General features: G+C 64.2%; 28 protein-coding genes and 1 riboswitch. Of the genes, 21 read left to right on the top strand and 7 right to left on the bottom strand.

Going from position 1 to position 20088, the window contains the following annotated elements; translation table 11 throughout:
• Positions 1-112: 112 nt before the first annotated feature.
• Both CK230_RS32335 and CK230_RS04785 read right to left on the bottom strand, forming a co-directional pair.
• Positions 113-466: a hypothetical protein gene (locus CK230_RS32335; protein ID WP_141245996.1), complete on the bottom strand. Its 354-nt coding sequence runs from the start codon at positions 464-466 to the stop codon at positions 113-115.
• A 248-nt stretch (positions 467-714) separates the two neighbouring features.
• Positions 715-1188, bottom strand: a complete 474-nt coding sequence (locus tag CK230_RS04785; protein ID WP_095816044.1) for a carboxymuconolactone decarboxylase family protein — start codon at positions 1186-1188, stop codon at positions 715-717.
• A 135-nt stretch (positions 1189-1323) separates the two neighbouring features.
• On the opposite strand from CK230_RS04785, the gene CK230_RS04780 reads away from it, so the two are divergent.
• From CK230_RS04780 to CK230_RS04770, 3 genes are all read left to right on the top strand, one after another.
• Positions 1324-1938, top strand: a complete 615-nt coding sequence (locus tag CK230_RS04780) for a TetR/AcrR family transcriptional regulator (RefSeq protein WP_245429825.1) — start codon at positions 1324-1326, stop codon at positions 1936-1938.
• A gap of 142 nt (positions 1939-2080) precedes the next feature.
• On the top strand, positions 2081-2710 hold the full coding sequence (locus CK230_RS04775; protein WP_095816042.1) for a hypothetical protein: 630 nt from the start codon (positions 2081-2083) through the stop codon (positions 2708-2710).
• A 58-nt stretch (positions 2711-2768) separates the two neighbouring features.
• Positions 2769-3617 carry a 23S rRNA (adenine(2030)-N(6))-methyltransferase RlmJ gene (locus CK230_RS04770; RefSeq protein ID WP_095816041.1) on the top strand — a complete coding sequence of 283 codons (849 nt, stop codon included), beginning with the start codon at positions 2769-2771 and terminating at the stop codon, positions 3615-3617.
• Positions 3618-3632: 15 nt separating this feature from the next.
• Here the strand turns inward: CK230_RS04770 and CK230_RS04765 are convergent, their stop codons facing one another.
• Positions 3633-4388, bottom strand: a complete 756-nt coding sequence (locus CK230_RS04765) for an AraC family transcriptional regulator (RefSeq protein WP_095816427.1) — start codon at positions 4386-4388, stop codon at positions 3633-3635.
• Between the two features lie 182 nt (positions 4389-4570).
• Between CK230_RS04765 and CK230_RS04760 the strand changes: the two genes are divergently transcribed.
• The 4 genes from CK230_RS04760 to CK230_RS04745 all read left to right on the top strand — a co-directional run bounded on the left by CK230_RS04760 (position 4571) and on the right by CK230_RS04745 (position 6585).
• Positions 4571-4993 carry a VOC family protein gene (locus tag CK230_RS04760; RefSeq protein ID WP_095816040.1) on the top strand — a complete coding sequence of 141 codons (423 nt, stop codon included), beginning with the start codon at positions 4571-4573 and terminating at the stop codon, positions 4991-4993.
• 34 nt (positions 4994-5027) lie between these two features.
• Complete coding sequence (locus tag CK230_RS04755; protein WP_095816039.1) at positions 5028-5390, top strand: DoxX family protein; 363 nt, start codon at positions 5028-5030, stop codon at positions 5388-5390.
• 111 nt (positions 5391-5501) lie between these two features.
• The gene (locus CK230_RS04750) at positions 5502-5954 is read left to right on the top strand and encodes a hypothetical protein (protein ID WP_095816038.1); all 453 of its coding nucleotides are present in this window, start codon (positions 5502-5504) and stop codon (positions 5952-5954) included.
• A gap of 16 nt (positions 5955-5970) precedes the next feature.
• The gene (locus tag CK230_RS04745; protein WP_095816037.1) at positions 5971-6585 is read left to right on the top strand and encodes a LysE family translocator; all 615 of its coding nucleotides are present in this window, start codon (positions 5971-5973) and stop codon (positions 6583-6585) included.
• 57 nt (positions 6586-6642) lie between these two features.
• On the opposite strand, the gene CK230_RS04740 is transcribed toward CK230_RS04745, so the two are convergent.
• The 3 genes from CK230_RS04740 to CK230_RS04730 form a co-directional block, all read right to left on the bottom strand.
• Positions 6643-7902 carry an RNA polymerase sigma factor gene (locus CK230_RS04740; protein ID WP_095816036.1) on the bottom strand — a complete coding sequence of 420 codons (1260 nt, stop codon included), beginning with the start codon at positions 7900-7902 and terminating at the stop codon, positions 6643-6645.
• Positions 7899-8303, bottom strand: coding sequence for a YciI family protein (locus CK230_RS04735; RefSeq protein WP_095816035.1), 405 nt, complete (start codon positions 8301-8303; stop codon positions 7899-7901). Before CK230_RS04735 ends, CK230_RS04740 begins: the two co-directional genes overlap by 4 nt.
• 205 nt (positions 8304-8508) lie before the next feature.
• Complete coding sequence (locus tag CK230_RS04730; RefSeq protein WP_348629134.1) at positions 8509-9132, bottom strand: TetR/AcrR family transcriptional regulator; 624 nt, start codon at positions 9130-9132, stop codon at positions 8509-8511.
• Between the two features lie 70 nt (positions 9133-9202).
• On the opposite strand from CK230_RS04730, the gene CK230_RS04725 reads away from it, so the two are divergent.
• The 4 genes from CK230_RS04725 to CK230_RS04710 all read left to right on the top strand — a co-directional run bounded on the left by CK230_RS04725 (position 9203) and on the right by CK230_RS04710 (position 11964).
• On the top strand, positions 9203-9784 hold the full coding sequence (locus tag CK230_RS04725; protein ID WP_095816033.1) for a DinB family protein: 582 nt from the start codon (positions 9203-9205) through the stop codon (positions 9782-9784).
• Positions 9785-10133: 349 nt separating this feature from the next.
• A complete protein-coding gene (locus CK230_RS04720; RefSeq protein ID WP_176480014.1) occupies positions 10134-10457 on the top strand; it encodes a hypothetical protein in 324 nt (107 codons plus the stop codon).
• A 269-nt stretch (positions 10458-10726) separates the two neighbouring features.
• Positions 10727-11323 (top strand): glutathione S-transferase family protein, encoded by a 597-nt coding sequence (locus CK230_RS04715; protein ID WP_095816032.1) that lies wholly within the window; start codon positions 10727-10729, stop codon positions 11321-11323.
• Between the two features lie 266 nt (positions 11324-11589).
• Positions 11590-11964 (top strand): TfoX/Sxy family protein, encoded by a 375-nt coding sequence (locus CK230_RS04710; RefSeq protein ID WP_176480013.1) that lies wholly within the window; start codon positions 11590-11592, stop codon positions 11962-11964.
• 96 nt (positions 11965-12060) lie between these two features.
• Here CK230_RS04710 and CK230_RS04705 read toward each other — a convergent pair whose 3' ends face one another.
• Positions 12061-12714, bottom strand: coding sequence for an outer membrane protein (locus tag CK230_RS04705; protein ID WP_095816031.1), 654 nt, complete (start codon positions 12712-12714; stop codon positions 12061-12063).
• A gap of 170 nt (positions 12715-12884) precedes the next feature.
• Between CK230_RS04705 and CK230_RS32330 the strand changes: the two genes are divergently transcribed.
• The 10 genes from CK230_RS32330 to crcB (CK230_RS04660) all read left to right on the top strand — a co-directional run bounded on the left by CK230_RS32330 (position 12885) and on the right by crcB (CK230_RS04660) (position 20068).
• Positions 12885-13121 carry a hypothetical protein gene (locus tag CK230_RS32330; protein ID WP_141245995.1) on the top strand — a complete coding sequence of 79 codons (237 nt, stop codon included), beginning with the start codon at positions 12885-12887 and terminating at the stop codon, positions 13119-13121.
• A 4-nt stretch (positions 13122-13125) separates the two neighbouring features.
• A complete protein-coding gene (locus CK230_RS04700) occupies positions 13126-13890 on the top strand; it encodes an SDR family oxidoreductase (RefSeq protein ID WP_095816030.1) in 765 nt (254 codons plus the stop codon).
• Positions 13887-15968: an excinuclease ABC subunit UvrC gene (gene uvrC, locus CK230_RS04695; RefSeq protein ID WP_095816029.1), complete on the top strand. Its 2082-nt coding sequence runs from the start codon at positions 13887-13889 to the stop codon at positions 15966-15968. Before CK230_RS04700 ends, uvrC begins: the two co-directional genes overlap by 4 nt.
• 489 nt (positions 15969-16457) lie before the next feature.
• Positions 16458-17054: a CDP-diacylglycerol--glycerol-3-phosphate 3-phosphatidyltransferase gene (gene pgsA, locus CK230_RS04690; protein WP_095816028.1), complete on the top strand. Its 597-nt coding sequence runs from the start codon at positions 16458-16460 to the stop codon at positions 17052-17054.
• A 5-nt stretch (positions 17055-17059) separates the two neighbouring features.
• The gene (gene moaD / locus CK230_RS04685) at positions 17060-17317 is read left to right on the top strand and encodes a molybdopterin converting factor subunit 1 (protein WP_095816425.1); all 258 of its coding nucleotides are present in this window, start codon (positions 17060-17062) and stop codon (positions 17315-17317) included.
• Between the two features lies 1 nt (position 17318).
• Entirely contained in the window at positions 17319-17798 is a 480-nt protein-coding gene (locus tag CK230_RS04680; protein ID WP_095816027.1) for a molybdenum cofactor biosynthesis protein MoaE, read from the top strand.
• Positions 17799-17932: 134 nt separating this feature from the next.
• A complete protein-coding gene (locus tag CK230_RS04675) occupies positions 17933-18346 on the top strand; it encodes a YbaY family lipoprotein (RefSeq protein ID WP_095816026.1) in 414 nt (137 codons plus the stop codon).
• 181 nt (positions 18347-18527) lie between these two features.
• A complete protein-coding gene (locus CK230_RS04670) occupies positions 18528-18797 on the top strand; it encodes a hypothetical protein (RefSeq protein WP_095816025.1) in 270 nt (89 codons plus the stop codon).
• 258 nt (positions 18798-19055) lie between these two features.
• Positions 19056-19118, top strand: a riboswitch (Fluoride riboswitch).
• A gap of 98 nt (positions 19119-19216) precedes the next feature.
• On the top strand, positions 19217-19630 hold the full coding sequence (crcB, locus tag CK230_RS04665) for a fluoride efflux transporter CrcB (protein WP_095816424.1): 414 nt from the start codon (positions 19217-19219) through the stop codon (positions 19628-19630).
• A 3-nt stretch (positions 19631-19633) separates the two neighbouring features.
• Positions 19634-20068: a fluoride efflux transporter CrcB gene (gene crcB, locus CK230_RS04660; protein WP_095816024.1), complete on the top strand. Its 435-nt coding sequence runs from the start codon at positions 19634-19636 to the stop codon at positions 20066-20068.
• Positions 20069-20088: the final 20 nt, after the last annotated feature.

The following is a 20088-nucleotide window of genomic DNA, read 5'->3' as shown; positions in this document are numbered from 1 at the left end:
AAGCTTTGTAACCGGTCCCGCACTCATCGAATTGCGGCAACACGCCGGGAGAGGCCTCGGCGTCATCCCTAAAGCCGCCAAGCAACGTGGATCGAAGATTGCCACGCCGTATCTAGATGTTCTCGGCGAGCGCTCCGGCACTTCTGGCGAAGCAATGCGATTGCTGTCCAAAGCCGCTTGGGCCGCAAATAAATCCAGCATTCCCGAGATAAGGATTGACCCTTACCACAGGCGCCGAGCGAGACGGGCCCTCCGTCTGGGCGGATCGGGTTGGTTTCAAGTCGATCATGGCAGCGTTGCCGCTTTGCGATACGCTGAATGAGGTCGACTGACCGAAGTTGAAGTATTGGCAACCGGAAGTTGCCAACAATACGCCCAAAACAAAAAGACAGGGCAGAGCCCTGATCGAAATGCGAAAATTGTTGTTGGGGCAGGGCCGGCTTAAGCCTCGATAAGCCTTCAGCATGAAGTAAAATCCCTCAAGCGCGCGGCGCTTATGTTCGAATCATGATCAGCCGCCCACCCAAATTCATTATGGCAACTTGGTTAATTTAGCGATAGCTGTTTGACCGCTCCCACGGTTTTTTCTGTTGTCGCAAGAAGGCGGGACGGCTTGACGCTGGACCTCCGTCCGGTGCCGGCAAACCGTGGCAACAAAATGGCCCGCGTCGCCGCAGGCCATTTTTTCACCTTCGGTACCTTGTGCCTGAACCCTTACTCTCCGCCCATCTCTTTCTTGAACTGGTCGAAATCGACCTGCATGCCGTTGAAGATGGTGCTCCAGTGGCGCGTCAGCGCCGCCATGGCCACGGCTTCCTGGATTTCCTCGTCGGTCGCTCCGGCGTGCTTGGCGTTCTGCGTGTCCGACCAGATGCAGTAGCTGCAGGGGATCTGCGCCGCGACTGCCAGCGAGATCAGCGACTTCTCCTTTGGCGTCAGCGCCGTCTTGTCGCTGAGTTCGATGGCCTTGACCTCGGCCCAGGCGCCGGGCAGACCGGCTTTCGGGAATTGTTTCACGAAGGTCGGCACGCCGCCCATCGTCGACTGGATGTCCTTCAGCGTCGCGTCGTAATCATCGGCCCGGGCGGGCGCGGAAGCGAGCGTTGCGGCAAACAGGCCCGCGGCGGCGATGAGCGAGGCGGAACGAAGACAGGAACGTACGGTTGAGACGATGCGAACGACTGACATGATGTTCTCCTCTGGTTTTTGTTAGCCTTACGATGTAAGGTATGTGGACGATGAACCTTACAGTGTAAGTTGTCAAGCGCCGCCATGGATGCACCGAGCAAAAAAAAGCGACCCCGCGGAAAGCTCTCCCGCGAGATGATCGAGGATGCCGCCTTCGAGGTGATCGAGCGGGAAGGGCTGTCCGGCTTTTCGATGCGCAAGCTCGCCGCCAGGCTCGGCTGCGAGGCGATGAGCATCTATCACCACTTTCCCTCGCAGGCGCATCTCTACGAGGCGCTGGTCGACCGGCAGATGAGCGGGCTTGTCATTCCCGACGACAGCCTGCCCTGGCGCGAACGGGCCCGCGTCGGCATGCAGGAGTTCCGCCGTGTCGCCACCGAGCACCCGGCCTTTGCGCCTTTCATCGTCGTCTACCGCATGAACTCGCCGCCTTGCCTTGCCAAGCTCAACGCCATCATCGGCCTGTTCGAGGATGGCGGCTTCGGGCCAGAGCTCAGCGCTCGCCTGTTCCGCGCCGCCGGCTACTATCTGATGGGCGCGATCCTCGACGAGACGGCTGGCTACGCCAAAGGACCTTCGGCGGTCACCACCGTCAGCGACGAGGAACTGGCGCGCGACTATCCGAGCGTTGTGAAGGCCGGGGCCTATTTCGGCGCCGCGGATTTCAACAAGACATTCGAGCTTGGCCTGGAAATGTTTCTGGACGAGATGGAGCGGGTCCGCGAAGCTGCCCGAGAAGAAAGCCGTTAGGGCAATTCCAGGAAAAGTGTGAGCGGTTTTCCGTCCGGAATTGCGTTAAAACAAGGAGATAGAGCGGTTTGCCGTTTCCGCGAAACGGTGAAACGCTTTAATAAGAATGGCTGCCGACCGAAGAAACCAGCCAAGGGTTTGAATGCGCTTCCTCTTTGTCCTTCTCCTCATCGCCGGCGCCGCCATCGGCATCTTCTATCCCTGGGCGATGAGCAATTTTTCCGGCCACGCCATCGGCACTTACCGCGTTTATGAGGGCGGCCGCTTCCGGCCGGCCACCGTGCAGCTTGCCGCAAGCGATGCGCCGGTGCGGGTGCTGGTCGACTTGACCGCGCGGGCAGAGCGCATCGCCGGCCAGCAGCGCACGGTGCTGACGCTGACCGCGGCGAGCGGCGGCCGCACGGCGCTGGCCTCGACGCTCTCCTTCAATCACACCGACAATCCGCGCCAGGTCAGCCCGCAACTGCCCGACAAGATCTTTCGCGACGAGGCCGGCGTCATCGACAGGATCACGCCCGGTCCTTACGTCTTCACCGTCGGCCCGGGCGATGCCGAGGGCATCGACATGCGCGCGGTCGATCTCATCCTGCGCGCCGGTACCGGCTCGATCGACGAACGCGCCGAGCCGGCCGGCTATACGCTGATGGGCGTCGGCCTTGCCGGACTGGTGCTGTCGCTGGCTTTTGGCCGCGGTGGCGGAGGCCATCCGCAGAATCCCAATTCGCAGCCGCCACCGCCGCGCTGGGGCCGCAACGGTTCGCCACGAGCATGATGCGGAAAAGTGTGAAGCGGTTTTCGGACGACATCATGCTCTCTAGAGTGAGTCCGGCATGAATTATCGCCACGCCTACCACGCCGGCAATTTCGCCGATGTCGTCAAGCATGCCGTGCTCGCGCTCCTCGTCGAGTACCTCAAGCAGAAGGACAAGGCCTTTCGCGTCATCGACACCCATGCCGGCATTGGCCGCTATGATCTTGCCTCGGTCGAGGCCGGCAAGACCGGCGAGTGGCAGGGCGGCATCGGCCGGCTGGCCGAGGCGACGCTCGAGCCGCAGGCGGCGGCGCTGCTTCAGCCCTATCTGGAAGCGGTTCGAGCGCAAAATCCCGACGGCGGCCTCAAGCACTATCCCGGCTCGCCGCTGATCGTTCGCCATCTCCTGCGCAACCAGGACCGCCTGACGGCGGTCGAGCTGCACCCGCAGGATGCCGTGCGGCTCAAATCGGTTTTCGCCGGCGATTTCCAGACAAGGGTGATCGAGCTCGACGGCTGGCTGGCGCTGGGCGCGCAACTGCCGCCGAAGGAAAAGCGCGGCTTGGTCCTCATCGATCCGCCCTTCGAGGAGGAAGGCGAGTTCTCCCGTCTGGTCGATGGCCTGCGCAAGGCGCACCGGCGCTGGCCGGGCGGCATCTATGCGCTCTGGTATCCAATCAAGGATCGCAGGGCGGTCACAGCCTTCCGCGCGGCGCTGAAGGAGACCGGCATTCCAAAGCTGCTCGACATTGCCTTCGAGATTCGGCCCGGCTCGGACGAGCCCAGCCTCGACGGCAGCGGGCTGGTGGTGGTCAATCCGCCCTATACGCTGGAAGGCGAATTGAAGGTCCTGTTGCCCGCCCTGCACAAGGTGCTCGCCGTCCGGCAGCCGTCGCGCTGGACCTCCGATTGGCTGGCCGGCGAGTAAGGTGCCTGCGTTTCCCTACGCCAGCGCGGAGGGCGTCACGCCGGTCAGCCGCCGGCTTTCACGGATCAGATGCGCTTGGTCGGCATAGCCGGCCTCGATGGCGAGCAGCGCGGTCGAGGTATCGGCCGTTTGTCGTTGCAGGCGCCGGAACCGGCGGAAGCGCAGGATGCGGTCGAGCGTCTTCGGGCCATAGCCGAAAGCGTCCTCGAAACGCCGGCGCAGCGTCCGCTCGCTCATATGCAACTGGCGTTGCAGGAACGGAACCAGTGGCGTTTCTGGTGGGAAACCTTCGTCGATGACGTCGAAGGCCCGGCCCATCTGCCGGTCGAGCGCAGCGCGTCCTTCCGTGTGCGCGCCAATCGTCTCTTCCAGGCGCCGAACCAGATCGGCGAGGTTGGACGTCGCTCCGATACGGTCTGAAAGCTCGCGGCTGCGTGTGCCCCACAATTCGCCGAGATCAAGCCGCCCGCCGACGATTTCGCCGGCCGGCACGCCGAGCCATCCCGCGGCCGCGCCCGGCCGGAAGCGGAAGCCGACGATCACCGCGCCCGCGGCAGGTGTCTCGATCTGTGGCTCCTTGTCCGGCCCAGCCACGCGGAAGCGGCCGTCGATCCATTGCAGATCGATCGTCGCGTCCGGCGTGACGACGATGGGCGGAACGCCGCGTTCGTCCATGCGATGGACCCAGACAGCGGAGAACGCATCGGCCAGCCCGCCGGCGGCGGGCCGCTCCCGAAAGAAGCCGGTTGTCTGTGCCAGGACCGGTTCCATCTCTTCTCCGATCTGCTCCAGCAGGGTTGCCGGATCGGTGCGACGGTCATTTTGGCCGAAATCTTCAAGGCCGGCCACGTCATCCATGACAAAACGGATGGAACCTCACGGTGCTTCATGCGCTCGCATCAGACCGCATCCGTTTGCGACCGTGGTCACGAATATAGAAAGGAGTGAGAGAAATGAAAGCTCGCATCACCGTATTGACGCTCGGCGTCGACGATCTGGAAGCGTCGCTCAAATTCTATCGCGACGGCCTCGGCCTGCCGACCGAAGGCATCATCGGCCGCGAATTCGAGCATGGCGCCGTCGCCTTCTTCGACCTCGCCGGCGGCCTGAAATTCGCCATCTACGAGCGCGCCAGCATCGCCTGGGATGCCACGGTGCCGCAAAGCGGCCGCAGCCCGACCGAATTGACCATCGGCCACAATGTCGGCAGCGAGGCCGAGGTCGACGCGGTGATGACGCAGGCCGTCAAGGCTGGCGCGCGCGTGGTCAAGCCGGCGCAGAAAACCTTCTGGGGCGGCTATGCCGGCTACTTCCAGGATCCCGACGATCACCTGTGGGAGGTCGTCTACAATCCGGCCTTCGTCCCCGAGGACTGAACGGAGCCACACAAGTCGTCGAGAGAGGGCCGCCATGCCTGTGCAGACTATTCAAGCGCTCGGCGCTCTCCTCATCGGCGGCGTGTTCGTCTTCGCGGGCATCGAGCATTTCCTCAAATTCGGGGCGATGCGCGACTATCTGGCCGCGCAGAAAATTCCGGCTCCGGCGCTCATGCTGGCCGCCGGTTCGGCGGTCGAGATCATCGCGGGTTTCCTGCTTGCCGTTGGCATGGCCCGGCCCTTCGCCGCCGTCGCGCTGGTCCTCTTCACCCTGGCGACGAACCTCATGCTGCTGCGCTTCTGGGCGAGCGCCGAGCCGGAGCGCCAGGTGCTGCGCAACGCGTTCCTGATCAACATTGCCGTCATCGGCGGCCTGCTGCTTGCCGGCACGGTCTGATTTGCCGCCGACTTCCGGAACGAAGCTTTGCGGAAACCATTGTTTCGCCACCCGCTTGACCGCCGCCAAGCGAATCCGCACAGTGTGTACAACCGACCCTGAGAGGCTGTCATGACTCGCTTCGCCCATTCCGCTCTTGCCGCGCTGGTTGCGCTGTCCACTCCCTTCGCCGCTCCGCTGGGCTTCACCCAGGCGGCGCAGGCCGCCGACCTTTCCGTCTACACTGGCGACGACGGCAGCGTCTGCGGCGAAAGCTGGGTGCTGAGCAGGATCACCGACCGCTTCTCCTATCAGGTGCATCACGTGCCGCATCTGCCGGATGTCGCGATCACCGATTTCCGCGACATCCGCCAGCATCGCTACGAGCCGGCGAGCGACGAATGGCCGATCGGCCGCCACTATTGCCGCGCTACGGTCAACCTTTCGGACGGTCGCGATCGATCGATCTTCTACCTGATCGAGGAAGGCCAGGGCTTTGCCTCGATCGGCGACAATGTCGAGTTCTGCGTCTCCGGCTTCGACCGCTGGCTGGTCTATAACGGCCGCTGCCGCGTGCTGCGCTGAGGCGCCGCTGACGGGCATGGATATTACGACGCTGCTTGCCTTTGCGGCCGCATTCTTCGTGTTTGCCGCCAGCCCCGGCCCGGACAATATGACGATCGTCGCCCGCACGATCTCCAGCGGTGCTGCGTCGGGCATCGCCTATGGAGCCGGGACGGTGGTCGGCATCCTGATCTTTCTGGTGCTCGCGACCTTCGGGCTGTCGATCGTCGCCGCCAAGATGGCGGTCGTCATGACCGTGCTTCGCTATGGCGGCGCGGCCTATCTGATCTGGATGGGCATCAGGTTGTGGACCGCCGTCCCCGTGGTCCCGGCATCGCAGCCGGTATCGAACCGGTCCGGCTTGCTGGCGACCTTCGCCACCGGCATCGCGCTCAACCTCGGCAATCCGAAGATGCCGCTGTTCTATGTCGCGCTGCTGCCCAACGTGGTGGGAGCGTCGCTCAACACAAGCGATCTTGGCGTGTTGGCGACGGTGATCCTGCTCGTCGAGGCCGTGGTCATCGGTGGACATGTCCTGCTCGCCGGCCGAGCCCGCGGCCTCTTGCGCACATCAGCGATCGTGCGCCGCGTGAACCGCGCCGCCGGTGGCGTGATGATCGGCGCCGGCGTGGCCGTGGTCGCCACGCGCTGAGAGACGCCGGTTCAATGGCAACTGATGGACAGCTGAGGTAGGCGCTGTCTCGCCGGCCTATCCTGGATTGGCTTCTCCACCACCAGCCCGCGCAAGCAACAGCGCCCGTTCCCGCTCATTGCCGGTCAGCCCGGCGGCGCGGCGGAATTCGGCGCGGGCCTCGTCCATCCGTCCGAGCTTCGCCAGAAGGTCGCCGCGCACCGTGGGCAACAGATGCATATCCTTGAGCCGAGGTTCGTCGCGCAGCGCGTCGGCGATCGCCAGCCCTTGCGCCGGTCCGAACGCCATGCCGGCAGCGACCGCCCGGTGGACCTCGACGATGGGCGAGGGCGCTGCAAGCGCAAGCGCCTGGTAGTATGCGGCGATGGCGATCCAGTCGGTGTCGGCGGCGCTCACGGCGCGCGCATGGCAGGCGGCGATCATCGCTTGCAGCTGATAGGGGCCAGGTGTCGGCGTCAGCGCCATCGCGCGGTTCAGCCCATCGAGGCCGCGCCGGATCAGCGACCAGTCCCAGCGGCTGCGGTCCTGGTCGAGCAGAAGGACAGGGTTGCCCGCTGCGTCGATGCGGGCGCCAAAGCGCGAGGCGCTGAGCTCCATCAGGGAAAGCAGTGCGATCACCTCGGGCTGCTCAGGCATCAGCGCCGCCAGCAGGCGGCCGAGGCACATGGCCTCGCCGCAGAGATCCGTGCGCAGCCAGTCCGGTCCGGCGGAAGCGACATAGCCTTCGTTGAAGATCAGGTAGATCACTTCCAGCACGGCGCCGAGGCGCTCGCGCCGTTCCTGCCCGCGCGGCGTCTCGAAGGCGATGCCGGCTTCGCGCAGCGTTCTTTTGGCACGCACGATGCGCTGGGCGACGGTCGCCTCCGGCGCCAGGAAGGCGCGCGCGATCTGAGGCGTAGATAGCCCTCCCAGCATCCTGAGCGCAAGCGCCGCGCGCTGTTCGGCCGGCAGCACCGGATGGCAGGCGGTGAAGATCAGCCGCAACAGATCGTCGTCTATGTCCTCGTCCAGCGCCGCCTCGATGTCGGGCATCTCGCGCTCCAGTTCGGCGAGGTCGACGGCTAGCTGGCGATGCTTGCCGTCGATCAGCACGGTTCGGCGCAGCCGGTCGAGCGCCCGGTTGGTGGCGGTCCGGGTCAGCCAGGCGGCCGGATTGTGTGGAATGCCTTCCCCGGGCCAGCGTTCCAGCGCCAGCACGAAAGCTTCCTGCACCACCTCTTCGGCCAGCCCGACATCGCGCAAATAGCGGGTGAGCCTGGCGGCTAGCTTTGGTTGTTCTATCCGCCAGACCGCTTCGATCGCCGCCGTGGCGTTCAACCCTTCAGCTCGTCGAATCCGTCGACGACCTTCTGGACGTCCTCGGGAAAATCGGTCATCTCAAAAACGCGCCGGACCTCGATGACGTCGTTCTCTCCGGCCGGACAGCGCCGCGCCCATTCGACGGCTTCCTCGGGCGAGCGCACGTCGATCACCCAGTAGCCGCCAAGCACTTCCTTGACCTCGGCGAACGGGCCGTCGGTCACCGTCGGCTTGCCCCCCTTGAAGGAGACCCGTGCGCCCGAGGACGGCGGATGCAGCCCGTCGAGCGCGAGCAGGACGCCGGCCCGCTTCAGCTCTTCATTGTATTTCATCATCGTCGCCACGGCTTCCGCCTCGGGCCTGACCTCGGGAGCCGCGGTCGCGTAGCCGCCGGGGATCATCAGCATCATGAAACGCATCGGAATGTTGTCCTTCGTTGGTTGGTTGCGATGATACGACGAACGGGGATCGGCGGAATCGACAGGCGATACGAAATTAGTTTGCAGTGCCGGCGACCGGGCGAAGTGGCGTGGCGGTACGCGAGCCGGAGCCAGCCTCGTCCACCGTCGCTGTCTCAGGCTGCCTTGGCGCCCGAAAGGTCAGGTAGCCCGGCGACCTGACAGGTCAAGTAGCCCGGCTACCTGACAGATAGGCCGCGATCAGCTCGACGAGCTGCTTCTGCAATTCCGGCGCTTCCAGCATGTTGCGGCGCGCCGCGTTGTGTATCACGCCCTCGACCGCCGAGGAGAGCACGCGCGCCATCGTCTCGGTATCCTTGCGGCGCTTGCGGTACTGCGCGACGGCCGTCGCGTAATGTTCGAGATAGCGCGCCTGGAACGAGGCGTGCGCGGCGCGCGAGCCGCGGTCGCCGGGGGCCTCGTCGAGCAGCACCTGGTGCAGCGTCGGATGGATCGAGTGTGCGCCGATCATGCCGCGCACCAGCTCGCGCGCGAACTGCCTCAGCGGCTTCTGGTCAGCCGCCGCTTGGCTGATCACCGACAGCACATGATCGAAGTGACGGCGCCGGATTGCCTCGACCAGAGCAAGCTTGTCGGGAAAATATTGATAGAGCGAGCCGATGCTGACGCCCGCGGCCTCAGCCACCTTGTTGGTGGAGAAGCCGGCCCAGCCGAGTTCGCTCAGAACATGAGCACCGGCTTCGATGATTGACTCGACGGTGGCGATCGAACGTGCCTGGCGCGGCTGCTTGCGCATGCGCGCGGCCGGCTTTGCAATGCGAGTAGACATGCTGGCCCGTCTCCCGAGAATATGAAGAGGATACTCACATTCATTTCACCAACGCAAATGGGCCGCATAGATGAGTGCCAAGACCTTGCTGAAGAGCCTGCTTGCCTACCAGGCCTGGGCGAATGATGAGCTCGTGGAGACGCTTGCCGGATTGCATCCGTCTCACGGCGCCGGAGAGCGACACGCCGCCATCCGCCTGATGAACCACATCCATGTCGTTTCGCGGATTTTTGCCGCGCATCTGAGCGGCGTGGCCCACGGCTATGCGAGCGACAATACGCCGGACACACCCGAGCCGCGCGCGCTGCGCGCCGCCCTGGCCGAGGTCGATCGCTGGTATCTCGACTATCTCGAAACTATTTCGGAGCAGGCACTTGCCGAGCCGATCGCCTTCACCTTCACCGACGGCGACAAGGGCTGCATGACGAGGCAGGAGATGCTGACCCATGTCGTCCTGCACGGCGGTTACCATCGCGGCGAGGTCGGCCGCATGCTGGCCGGGATCGCGGCCTCGCCGCCCTGGGATACCTACGCCGTGCACCTGCACCGGGTCGAGCCGGCGCGCCGGCTGCGGGGCGAACGCAAGTCGACCGGGATTGGTGGTGGGCCAGAATATGAGCTTGAAGCTCACTTTCAAACGCGTAAGCTTTGACCGTCTCGCACGGTCGGTTCATCTGTAGATGTTTTCGCTGGACAAGATGAAGCCGGTGTTCTGCAGCGCGTTCTCTATTGTGAGCACTCTGCTCACATTACGATATAAGGTTATGCTGCGGATGGATGGATCATCGGGTGATAGAAGCCGCGCGAAAATCTGTGCGCCGGGCCGTCACTTCGAAAGTGAAAGATTCGCTCACAATTTTTCGATGAGATGCATCTTCGTGTAACCAAAATTCAATAACTGAAAATCATTGTGTTGCTTCGCTGGCTAGACAGTCGCGAGTCAGATATGCATGAGCATGCCGGGTCACTCACGACCTTAGGCAAAACGCAAGGGGCATCGCATGGCAAAGACCACAACCAAGGCGCCGGCGGCGAAAGCGCCGGCAAAGAAGCCGGCAGCTAAGGCTGCCGCGAAACCTGCAGCAGTGAAGAAGGCAGCACCGAAGGCAGCCGCCAAGGCTCCGGCCAAGGCAGCAGCGAAGCCGGCGGCGAAGGCAGCGGCCAAGCCCGCCGCCAAGGCAGCAGCAAAGCCCGCCGCCAAGAAGCCGGCAGCGAAGGCCGCAGCCAAGCCCGCCGCCAAGGCTCCGATGAAGGCCGCCGCGGCCAAGGCTCCGGCAGCCGTGAAGAAGGCAGCTCCGGCGAAGAAGCCGGCCGCCAAGAAGTAATCGCGTAGCTTCGCTTGGCGAATCGCAACGGGTGAGGGCGGGTGCCATTCAGGCACCCCTCTCGCCAATTCGGTGTCTGAGCGAGCGGAGTCGGAGCGGACGCTCCTCCTAAAGCTCTCGGAATTTGCCGTCAGGCAAAACTTTCCGGGGGCTTTTTTGTTGCCGCGTCCGCGCCGGCAGGACGTGGCTAATCCGGATCAGCTTTGCTGGGCCGTTGCCCTGGAGGTTCCATTCGGTCAACAGTGCGACGGACAACCGGGAAATCGATCATGCCGAAACTGCTCTATGCTTCCACGTCCCCCTACAGCTCGAAGGTCCGCATGGCGGCCGTCTATGCCGGCATCGCCATCGATCTCGTGCCGGTCAAGACGGAGGACAAGCCCGCCGAACTGATCTCGGCCAATCCGCTCGGCAAGATCCCGGTGCTGGTGCTGGAGGATGGCCGCTCGATCCATGATAGCCGCGCCATCACCCAGCATCTCAACCGGCTGTCGAAGAACGCGCTGTTCCCGCGCAATCCCGACAAGCGGCTCGAGGCGGAAGTCCTCGAGGCGCTGGCCGACGGCATCTGCGACTGCGCGCTGTCGATGGTCTATGAGCGGCGCACGCGGCCGGAAGAGATGGTCTATCAGCCCTGGCTCGACCGCCAGTGGGGCAAGATCACCACCGCGCTCGACCTCATCAACGCCGACCCGCCCAAGCTGCCGAAGAAGATCACCGCCGGCCACATGGCGCTGCGCGCCACCCTCGGCTATCTCGCGCTGCGCTTTTCGGGCCAATGGGAGAAGGGCCGCAGTCGCCTGATCCGCTGGGCCGCAAGGTTTGATGAGAAATTTCCGGAACTGAAAGCGAGCGTGCCGGGGTGAGAGCGCCTTTTCCTTCTCCCCTTGTGGGAGAAGGTGGATCGGCGCGATAGCGCCGAGACGGATGAGGGGTGTTGGACGGGGCGAGGCGCTGGTGAACTTGGCGGTATCCATCGCTGACGAAAGTCTGCGTCAAGCTGGAGCACCCCTCATCCGTCCGAGCTTCGCTCGGCCACCTTCTCCCACAAGGGGAGAAGGAGAGGCCGCACTTGAACGCCCACCCGCTTCCATGCTTGCCTGATGTCACCCAGATCGCGGAGGTGGTGAGCATGGCAAAGCCCGCAACCAGCGTCGCGCCCGATCCGATGGTCGAGCGCTTGCGCGCCGCCCTCGGCAAGCGCGACTTCACCGAGCAGAAAATGTTCGGCGGCACCTGCTTCATGATCAACGGCAACATGCTGATCGGCACCTCGAAGCGCGGGCTCCTCGTGCGTGTCGGCAAGGATGCGCATGCCGCCGCCGCGGCGCTTCCTCATGCGCGTCCGATGGAAATGGGCGGGCGCTCGATGGAAGGCTACCTCCACGTCGCGCCCGAAGGCACGGCGAGCGATGCCGATCTCGCCGGCTGGCTCGATCGCGCGCTGGCTTTCGTCGAGACACTGCCGTCGAAGGCAAAGGCCAAAACGCTGAAGAGGTCGACATGAGGGCTGACTGAGGGGCGGCACAACTCTTGTCGGTTTCGCCGCCAACAAAAAAGCCGGGCGCAAGGCCCGGCTTTTCCGTGTCGTGGCTTTTACGACTTAGAACTTCATACCGACGCCGAAGGTGACGCGGTTGTCCTTCGACTTGACGTTGCCGAGGGCGCCGAAGTCCTTGTCACCGTAGTCGGTGTAGCGGTACTCGACACGGCCGAACACATTGTCGGTGATCTTGATGTCGGAACCGACGCCAGCCGTCCAGCCGAGCATTCCCTTGCTCTCGTCGGTGGAGGTGACGCTATCCGTGATCTTCTGGTTCTTGGCGGCAAGACCGCCCGTGCCATAGAGCAGGATTTCCGGGGTCACGGCATAGCCGAGGCGAGCGCGCAACGACCCTTCCAGGCCGCCCTTGGCGTTGATGCCGGCGCTGTCGCCCTTGACGCCGTTGTAGCCGAGATCGGCTTCAGCGCCGTAGACGAAGTTCTCCTGCTGCCACTGGTAGCCGCCGAAGACGCCGCCGATGAAGCCCTTGGTCTTCACGTTGACGCCTGCATCGCGGGCATCGGCATGGCCGCTGAAGCCGTAGCCGAGGCTGATACCGGCATAGGGGCCGGCCCAGGAAGCAACCGGAAGCTCGGCAACCGGAGCGGGAGCCGGCGGCTCCTCGGAAACGACGTCGGCCGCAAAAGCGGTACCAGCAAAGGCGAACAGCCCGAGCGCGGCGGCAAGCGGCGCGAATTTAAGATTGGTCTTCATTGTTATACTCCTTAAGCCACAAGACACTTAGGCTTGGTTGTTCATGAAACGCCCCGGCCCGTCCGGGGGGATAAACGAGCCTGGCGTTTAACGGTTCCGAATGTCGTGCTGAAATGCGGCTGAAGCGAACCTGAACTTGGGTCATCTCCCGGCGCGAATGAGGCCGAACCTTGACGTTGCATCTTCGCAACAGCGAATGTCAGCAGGCTAATCATGTTGCGCTGCACATCGCTTGGTTCAAGGGGTGCAGCGACATATATTGCCCGGAATGGCGCCCCGAATCCGGCGGGGCGGAAGCGCATCCGGGCCGCTTCGCCACATTCCTGCCCCAGGTGGAAATGGCATTTAACGCTTGGCCCGTCATATTGTGCCGGCTTCCCGGAATCGTGAAGCCGATTGAGGATTGACACCATGAAACAACCCACGACCGTCGCGCTGGTGACGGGTGGAGCAAGGCGGATCGGCAAGGCGATCGTCGAGGATCTCGCCGCCAATGGCTTCGCCGTCGCCATCCATGCCAACCGGTCGAGCGCCGAGGCCGATGCGCTGGCGGGGAAGATCACGGCCGAGGGCGGCCGCGCCGCCGTTGTCGCCGCCGACCTCACCGACATGGATGCGGTCGGCGATCTCGTCGGCAGATCCGAGGCGGCGCTCGGCCCTGTGACGCTACTGGTCAACAACGCTTCTCTGTTCGTCGACGATCGGGTCGAGGATTTCGACTGGCAGGCCTGGGACCGCCATTTCGCCATCCACGTGAAGGCGCCCGCGCTTTTGGCGCAGAATTTCGCCCGCGCGCTGCCGCAAGGCGAGGAGGGGCTGATCGTCAACATGATCGACCAGCGCGTCTGGCGGCCGACGCCGCGCTATTTCTCCTATGCGCTGTCGAAATCGGCGCTGTGGACGCAAACCGAGATGCTGGCGCAGGCGCTCGGGCCGCGCATTCGCGTCAACGCTATAGGTCCCGGCCCGACACTGAAGAACAAGCGCCAGGACGACGACGATTTCGGCAAACAGGTCGAGGGCCTGATCCTGAAGCGCGGCCCGCAATTGCCCGAATTCGGCGCGACGATCCGCTATCTCTGGCAGGCGCGCTCGGTGACCGGCCAAATGATCGCGCTGGACGGCGGCCAGCATCTTGCGTGGCAGACGCCCGATGTGACAGGCATGGTGGAATGAGTCCCACAGCCCAAAAACACAGAGGCAACGGCGCCGCCGACGACCTGCCGCCCGATGTCGATCTCGACGTCGAGGACCAGGCGGCAGAGGAGATCGTCGAACCGGAGTCGATCCCGACCGGCCCCGATGTCGCCTTCACGGCCATCGACTGGACGCCGCATGCCGGCGATGCCGACGGCATGGTCGGCGCCGAGGTGATCCAGACCTTCGTCAAGCGGCTGCCCAACCAACCCGGCGTCTATCGCATGATGAACGCCGCCGGCGACGTGCTCTATGTCGGCAAGGCGCGCAGCTTGAAGAAGCGTGTCACCAACTATGCGCAGGGGCGGTTCCACACCGCCCGCATCGGCCGCATGGTGCGCGAGACGGCGACGATGGAATTCGTCGTCACCCGCACCGAGATCGAAGCGCTGCTGCTTGAGGCGAACCTCATCAAGCGGCTGAGGCCTCGCTTCAACGTGCTGATGCGGGACGACAAGTCGTTCCCGTATATCCTCTTGACGGGCGACCATGTCTCGCCCGGCATCTACAAGCATCGCGGCGCGCGCTCGCGCAAGGGCGACTATTTCGGCCCCTTCGCCTCGGCCGGCGCGGTCGGCCGCACCATCAATTCGCTGCAGCGCGCCTTCCTGCTCAGAAGCTGCACCAACTCCTTCTACGAAAACCGCACGCGGCCCTGCCTGCTCTACCAGATCAAGCGCTGCGCCGGTCCCTGCACCGGCGAGATCTCGCATGAGGGCTATGCCGAGTTGGTCGCGGAAGCCAAGGATTTCCTCTCCGGCCGCAGCCAGAAGGTGAAGACCGAGATCTCGGCCGCCATGCAGCAGGCCTCAGCAGAGCTCGATTTCGAGCGCGCCGCCATCTACCGCGACCGCCTTGCCGCGCTCTCGCATGTGCAGGCGCATCAGGGCATCAACCCGCAGACGGTGGAGGAGGCCGACGTCTTCGCCATCCACCAGGAAGGCGGCCAGACCTGCATCCAGGTGTTCTTCTTCCGCACCGGCCAGAACTGGGGCAACCGCGCCTATTTCCCCAAGGCCGATCCGGCGCTGGAGCCGGCCGAGGTGCTGGGCTCGTTCCTGGCGCAATTCTATGACGACAAGCTGCCGGCGCGCACGCTGCTGCTGTCCCAGACCGCGCAGGAACAGGAACTGCTCGCCGAGGCGCTGTCCACCCACGCCGGCCGCAAGATTACGATCTTGGTGCCGCAGCGCGGCGAGAAGAAGGATTTGACCGATCACGCGCTGCAGAACGCCCGCGAGGCGCTCGGCCGCAGGCTGGCCGAGACCTCGACGCAGGCGCGACTGCTGCAGGGATTCGCCGAGACCTTCGGCTTGGCAAAACCGCCGGTGCGCATCGAGGTCTACGACAACTCGCACATCATGGGCACCAATGCGGTCGGCGCCATGGTTGTCGCGGGGCCGGAAGGTTTCGTGAAGAACCAGTACCGGAAATTCAACATCCGCTCGACCGAGATCACGCCGGGCGACGATTTCGGCATGATGCGCGAGGTGATGCAGCGGCGTTTTTCGCGGCTGCTCAAGGAGCATGGCGACGAGCAGCCCGGCGCAACCGCGGACGACACCGGTGACGAGGACCTGGTCGCCGGAAATGGCGGCTTCCCGGCCTGGCCCGACGTCATCCTGATCGACGGCGGCCAGGGCCAGATGACGGCGGTGCGCCAGATCCTTGCCGACCTCGGCGTCGAGGACCGGGTAACGGCAATAGGCATCGCCAAGGGTCCGGACCGCGATGCCGGCCGCGAGCGCTTCTTCGTCAAAGGCAGGGAAAGCTTCATGCTGCCGGTGCGCGACCCGGTGCTCTATTTTGTCCAGCGTCTGCGCGACGAGGTGCACCGCTTCGCCATCGGCTCGCACCGGGCCCGCCGCAAGAAGGAGATGGTGAAAAGCCCGCTCGACGAGATCGCAGGCATCGGCCCCGGCCGCAAGCGCGCCCTGCTGCTCGCCTTCGGCACCGCCAAGGCGGTCAGCCGCGCCGCGGTCGAGGACCTGATCAAGGTCGACGGCATTTCCGAGCATGTGGCAAAGCTGGTCTACAATCATTTTCACGAGAGCTGAGGGGCGGGCACGAAAGTTTGGCGACGGTGTCAGCATGTCGAGGAATACTGTACCTTGGCGATTGGCCCAGACGCCCGTCCCATCGTCATCCACGGGCGGAGCAAGGAGCGAAGCGACGCGGCGCAGACCCGAGGATCCATTCCGTGACTTACGAGCTTTGCGGCGGTCCAGAACGGCCTCTGTTCTGCACCGTCTCCGCTCTTCGCGCCAGGTCACGGAATGGATCCTCGGGTCTGCGCGTCCGCTTCGCTCCCGCTCCGCCCGTGGATGACGAAGTTGCCTGGGCTTCGCCAATCCCCAACGTCGCAGGAAAGCCGACATCGATGCTGCCGATCCTCGACCTCTGAGGGAGAATCCGGGAGCCGAGAGAGGCGCTTCACTGTGCCCCCCTCACGCCATTTTTCCCTGTCCAATCGAATCTCGGCTGTTGACCCCCTACATTGGCTTCTGATTTGAGTACCTCTGGCGGCGGAGATTTCCCGAGACGATATGGCACAACGCGCGTTCAACCTGCCGAACATCCTCACCTACGCCCGCATCGTCGCGGTGCCGCTGGTCGTGCTGTGCTTTTTTCTCGAGGGCCATCTGAAGTCGTCCGACTTCGCCCGCTGGTCGGCGCTGGTCATTTTCCTGCTCGCCTCGATCACCGATTACTTTGACGGCTATTTCGCCCGCGCCTGGCAGCAGACTTCCAACATCGGCAAGATGCTCGATCCGATCGCCGACAAATTGCTGGTCGCGACCTGCCTGCTCCTGCTTGCCGCCGACACCGACCGCCATGGCGGCATCGCCGGGTGGTCGCTGTGGGCGGCGATCATCATCCTCTGCCGCGAGATCCTGGTTTCGGGACTGCGCGAATATCTGGCCGCCCTGAAAGTGTCGGTGCCGGTGACCCAGCTCGCCAAGTGGAAGACGACCATCCAGATGGTCGCCATCGCCTTCCTGCTGGTCGGTCCGGCTGGCGACAAGATCTTTCCGCTGACCACCCAGATCGGCCTCGTGCTGCTGTGGATCGCTGCGCTCGTGACACTTTACACCGGCTATGATTACTTCCGCGCCGGCCTCAAGCACATCATGGACGAGTGAAGACAATGTCGACGAAGCTCATCTATTTCGCCTGGGTACGCGAGCGGATCGGCAAGCCGGAAGAGGACGTCGAACTGCCTTCCGGCATCGAGACCGTCGCCGACCTGCTGCGCTGGCTGAAGTCACGCGGCGAGCAATATGAGAACGCGCTGCAATACCCCGATGTCATCCGCGTCGCCATCAACCAGGAACATGTCGGCCACCGCGAGAAGATCGCCGGTGCGCGCGAGATCGCGCTGTTTCCTCCGATGACCGGAGGCTGACATGGCCGGCGCCGTCGTGCCCGCCATCCGCATCCAGCGCCAGGATTTCGACGTAGCCGCCGAGATCGCCGGCCTGACCAAGGGTCGGACCGATATCGGCGCCGTGGTCACCTTCTCCGGCCTTTGCCGCGACGAGCAGGGCGCGCTATCGGCGCTCGAGCTCGAGCACTATCCCGGCATGGCCGAGGCCGAGATCGGCCGCATCGCGGCTGAAGCCGTCGAACGCTGGCCGCTGCAGGGACTCACCGTCATCCATCGCCACGGCAAGATAGTGCCGGGCGAAAACATCGTGCTGGTGGTCGCGGCCTCGTTGCACCGGCGGGCGGCCTTCGAGGCGGCGAATTTCCTGATGGACTATCTGAAGTCGCGCGCGCCCTTCTGGAAGAAGGAACATCTTGCCGACGGCTCCGAGGGCGGCTGGGTCGAGGCCAAGGAAGCCGACGATCAAGCGGCGGACCGCTGGAAGAAACAGGGCGAATAGTGCATGTCGCCTGGAAGTGTGCAGCGGTTCTGGGGCACGACATGCATCAGAAAAAACTCCCGTTCGGCCATCGAACGACCGCAATCCTTCCCAAGCTTGCCAATCGGGTCTGATTTGCTTGGGCGTGCAATCTCATGCTGGACCGCATCGCGGAATTCTTCATCTTCGGGCTGGTGCCGCTGGTCGTCGGCGTGCTCGCCGTGCCGCAAGTGACCAAGGCCGGCGAGAAGACCATAGCGGGCGAGGTGACCTATCGCGAGCGTATCGCCCTGCCGCCTGACGCCGTGCTGGTGGTCGAGCTCGCCGACGTCTCCCTGGCCGATGCGCCGGCAATCGTGATCGCCAAGCGCAGGATCGCGCCCACCGGCCAGGTGCCGATCAAATTCGACATCGGTTTCGACCCCAAGGCGATCCAGAAGGGCCGGACCTACGCGCTGCAGGCGCGCATCATCGTCGGCGAGCGGCTGATGTTCATCACCGACACAAGCCACCGGGTCGATCCGCTGGCCGGCAAGCCCCAGACGGTGTTGGTGAAAATGCCGCGCTGACGTCGGGCGCCAGCTGGACGGCCGCGACTTTTCACTCTGGACATCGTGCTTGCCGGAATAAATCGGCGGCGCCAGGCGTTGACTTATGCAGATGGCGGGCAGGCAAAGGGACAGACGTCCCTTCACTCAAACCGCCAGACCGAATGCGCGGGATCGATCTGGCACTCAATGGAGACCAGATATGAAGAAGCACACGCTCATTCTCGCAGCCACAAGCATATCGCTGATTGCCTTCGCCGGTCTTGCCCGTGCGGACGACCATCTGTTCAACGCCACGCAGCATGGCCTCAGCCCCGACAGCCAGCCCTTCCAGACCAACAAGGCCGGCCATAGCGGCGACCTTGCGCCTGGACAGGGCAGCCCGTTCGCCGGCGCCGATACCCAGACGCCGGCCACCGACACCGAAGCGGCGAACGCCCACGCGAATGTGAAGGAGCGCCAAGCAAAGTAACGTCACCCTCAGACGCTGGCGGGACAGCGCCCCCCTCTGTCCTGCCGGACATCTCCCCCACGAGGGGGGAGATCGAATGTCGCGCCGGCTTTCGCCAATCTCCAGCGTTGCAGGATTGAGTTCGGCGCCACGGCTGCCAATCTCCCCCCAAGTGGGGGAGATGGCCGGCAGGCCAGAGGGGGGCGCGAAGGAACGCGGCCTAACCGTCTTTCAGCTAGCGGCCCCGATTGACCGCGCCGCCGCGACCGCCTAGGTTCGCCGGAAAATGGGGATGGGGTTCCCCCGAAACCGCCCTTTTGGGCTGATGACTCCTGCCAGGCGTGCTCTTGCGCGGCAGGATTTGTTTTTCCCGCTCGCATCATGCCTGATTTCGTGAGGTGATTCCGGTGCGGAATCGCGTTTGGAAAGGCATGAAAGCGATGACCTTTGCGGCCTGCGCCCTGGTCCTGATCGGCGGTTTCCTTGGCGGCGTTTCCCGTTTTTTCCTGTCCGGCGTGATCGGCCGCGGCGTCGGCGAGACCTTTCCCTGGGGCACGCTGGCGGTCAACGTCTCCGGCGCCCTTGCCATCGGCGCCTTCGCCGGTGCCGCGCGGGCGGTGGGCGGCGTCTTCGCCAGCGATCTCGTGCGCGACCTGATCGTCGTCGGGCTTTTCGGCGGCTACACCACCGTGTCGTCCTTCTGCCTGCAGACGCTCAACCTGGCGCTCGACGGGGAGGGCCGGCTCGCGGTCTTCAACGTCGTCGCTTCGTCGGTTCTGTGCGTGCTGTTCGTCGCCCTCGGCTTCTGGGCTGTTGTCTGGGCGACTGGTCCCGCAACGGGGACGGCGGGCTGAACGATGACGGACAGACAGGCGGCAATGCGGCTTTATCTGGCGGTCGGCTGCGGCGCGGCGATCGGCTCGCTGGTCCGCTTCCTGTCGGGCTATGTCATCGTCTCGCAGCTCGGCCTGAACGCTTTATGGTCGACCGCTTTCGTCAATGTCGTCGGCTCGTGGATCATCATGGCCTTCGCCACGCTGACCGGGCCGGACGGCCGCCTGATGGTCGGTCCCGCCACCCGCAATTTCGTCATGGCGGGCTTCTGCGGCGGCCTCACCACGTTTTCCGCGATGAGCCTCGACACCTTCATCCTGCTCCTCGAGGGCGACTTACGGCTGGCCGCGACCTATCTCATCAGTGTGGTCGTGCTGTCGCTCGCCGCCGCCTGGCTGGGCTATCTCATGGCATCGAGGTTCAACCGCTTGCCAAAAGGCAGTCAGGCCAATGGGTAACCAGGCCAACAGCCAACCAG

This window comes from Mesorhizobium sp. WSM3859 (assembly GCF_002295065.1).
In the GTDB taxonomy this organism is placed as follows: Bacteria; Pseudomonadota; Alphaproteobacteria; order Rhizobiales; family Rhizobiaceae; genus Mesorhizobium.
The sequence above is the reverse complement of the archived record's forward strand: the minus strand, read 5'-3'. Positions and strand labels throughout refer to the sequence as shown.

Bases quoted from the DNA above. Each gene is read 5' to 3' on its own strand.
- CK230_RS04680 (WP_095816027.1), top strand. From the start codon at position 17,319: ATGGCCGGCGCCGTCGTGCCCGCCATCCGCATCCAGCGCCAGGATTTC.
- CK230_RS04730 (WP_348629134.1), bottom strand. From the start codon at position 9,132: ATGTCTACTCGCATTGCAAAGCCGGCCGCGCGCATGCGCAAGCAGCCG.
- CK230_RS04745 (WP_095816037.1), top strand. From the start codon at position 5,971: ATGGATATTACGACGCTGCTTGCCTTTGCGGCCGCATTCTTCGTGTTT.
- CK230_RS04715 (WP_095816032.1), top strand. From the start codon at position 10,727: ATGCCGAAACTGCTCTATGCTTCCACGTCCCCCTACAGCTCGAAGGTC.
- CK230_RS04780 (WP_245429825.1), top strand. From the start codon at position 1,324: ATGATCGAGGATGCCGCCTTCGAGGTGATCGAGCGGGAAGGGCTGTCC.
- CK230_RS04705 (WP_095816031.1), bottom strand. From the start codon at position 12,714: ATGAAGACCAATCTTAAATTCGCGCCGCTTGCCGCCGCGCTCGGGCTG.
- CK230_RS04760 (WP_095816040.1), top strand. From the start codon at position 4,571: ATGAAAGCTCGCATCACCGTATTGACGCTCGGCGTCGACGATCTGGAA.
- CK230_RS04775 (WP_095816042.1), top strand. From the start codon at position 2,081: ATGCGCTTCCTCTTTGTCCTTCTCCTCATCGCCGGCGCCGCCATCGGC.
- crcB (WP_095816024.1), top strand. From the start codon at position 19,634: ATGACGGACAGACAGGCGGCAATGCGGCTTTATCTGGCGGTCGGCTGC.
- CK230_RS04675 (WP_095816026.1), top strand. From the start codon at position 17,933: ATGCTGGACCGCATCGCGGAATTCTTCATCTTCGGGCTGGTGCCGCTG.
- CK230_RS04720 (WP_176480014.1), top strand. From the start codon at position 10,134: ATGGCAAAGACCACAACCAAGGCGCCGGCGGCGAAAGCGCCGGCAAAG.
- CK230_RS04750 (WP_095816038.1), top strand. From the start codon at position 5,502: ATGACTCGCTTCGCCCATTCCGCTCTTGCCGCGCTGGTTGCGCTGTCC.
- CK230_RS04755 (WP_095816039.1), top strand. From the start codon at position 5,028: ATGCCTGTGCAGACTATTCAAGCGCTCGGCGCTCTCCTCATCGGCGGC.
- CK230_RS32335 (WP_141245996.1), bottom strand. From the start codon at position 466: ATGCTGAAGGCTTATCGAGGCTTAAGCCGGCCCTGCCCCAACAACAAT.
- pgsA (WP_095816028.1), top strand. From the start codon at position 16,458: ATGGCACAACGCGCGTTCAACCTGCCGAACATCCTCACCTACGCCCGC.
- CK230_RS04670 (WP_095816025.1), top strand. From the start codon at position 18,528: ATGAAGAAGCACACGCTCATTCTCGCAGCCACAAGCATATCGCTGATT.
- CK230_RS04710 (WP_176480013.1), top strand. From the start codon at position 11,590: ATGGCAAAGCCCGCAACCAGCGTCGCGCCCGATCCGATGGTCGAGCGC.
- CK230_RS04700 (WP_095816030.1), top strand. From the start codon at position 13,126: ATGAAACAACCCACGACCGTCGCGCTGGTGACGGGTGGAGCAAGGCGG.
- CK230_RS04765 (WP_095816427.1), bottom strand. From the start codon at position 4,388: ATGGAACCGGTCCTGGCACAGACAACCGGCTTCTTTCGGGAGCGGCCC.
- CK230_RS04735 (WP_095816035.1), bottom strand. From the start codon at position 8,303: ATGCGTTTCATGATGCTGATGATCCCCGGCGGCTACGCGACCGCGGCT.
- moaD (WP_095816425.1), top strand. From the start codon at position 17,060: ATGTCGACGAAGCTCATCTATTTCGCCTGGGTACGCGAGCGGATCGGC.
- CK230_RS04785 (WP_095816044.1), bottom strand. From the start codon at position 1,188: ATGTCAGTCGTTCGCATCGTCTCAACCGTACGTTCCTGTCTTCGTTCC.
- CK230_RS04770 (WP_095816041.1), top strand. From the start codon at position 2,769: ATGAATTATCGCCACGCCTACCACGCCGGCAATTTCGCCGATGTCGTC.
- CK230_RS04725 (WP_095816033.1), top strand. From the start codon at position 9,203: ATGAGTGCCAAGACCTTGCTGAAGAGCCTGCTTGCCTACCAGGCCTGG.
- uvrC (WP_095816029.1), top strand. From the start codon at position 13,887: ATGAGTCCCACAGCCCAAAAACACAGAGGCAACGGCGCCGCCGACGAC.
- crcB (WP_095816424.1), top strand. From the start codon at position 19,217: ATGACCTTTGCGGCCTGCGCCCTGGTCCTGATCGGCGGTTTCCTTGGC.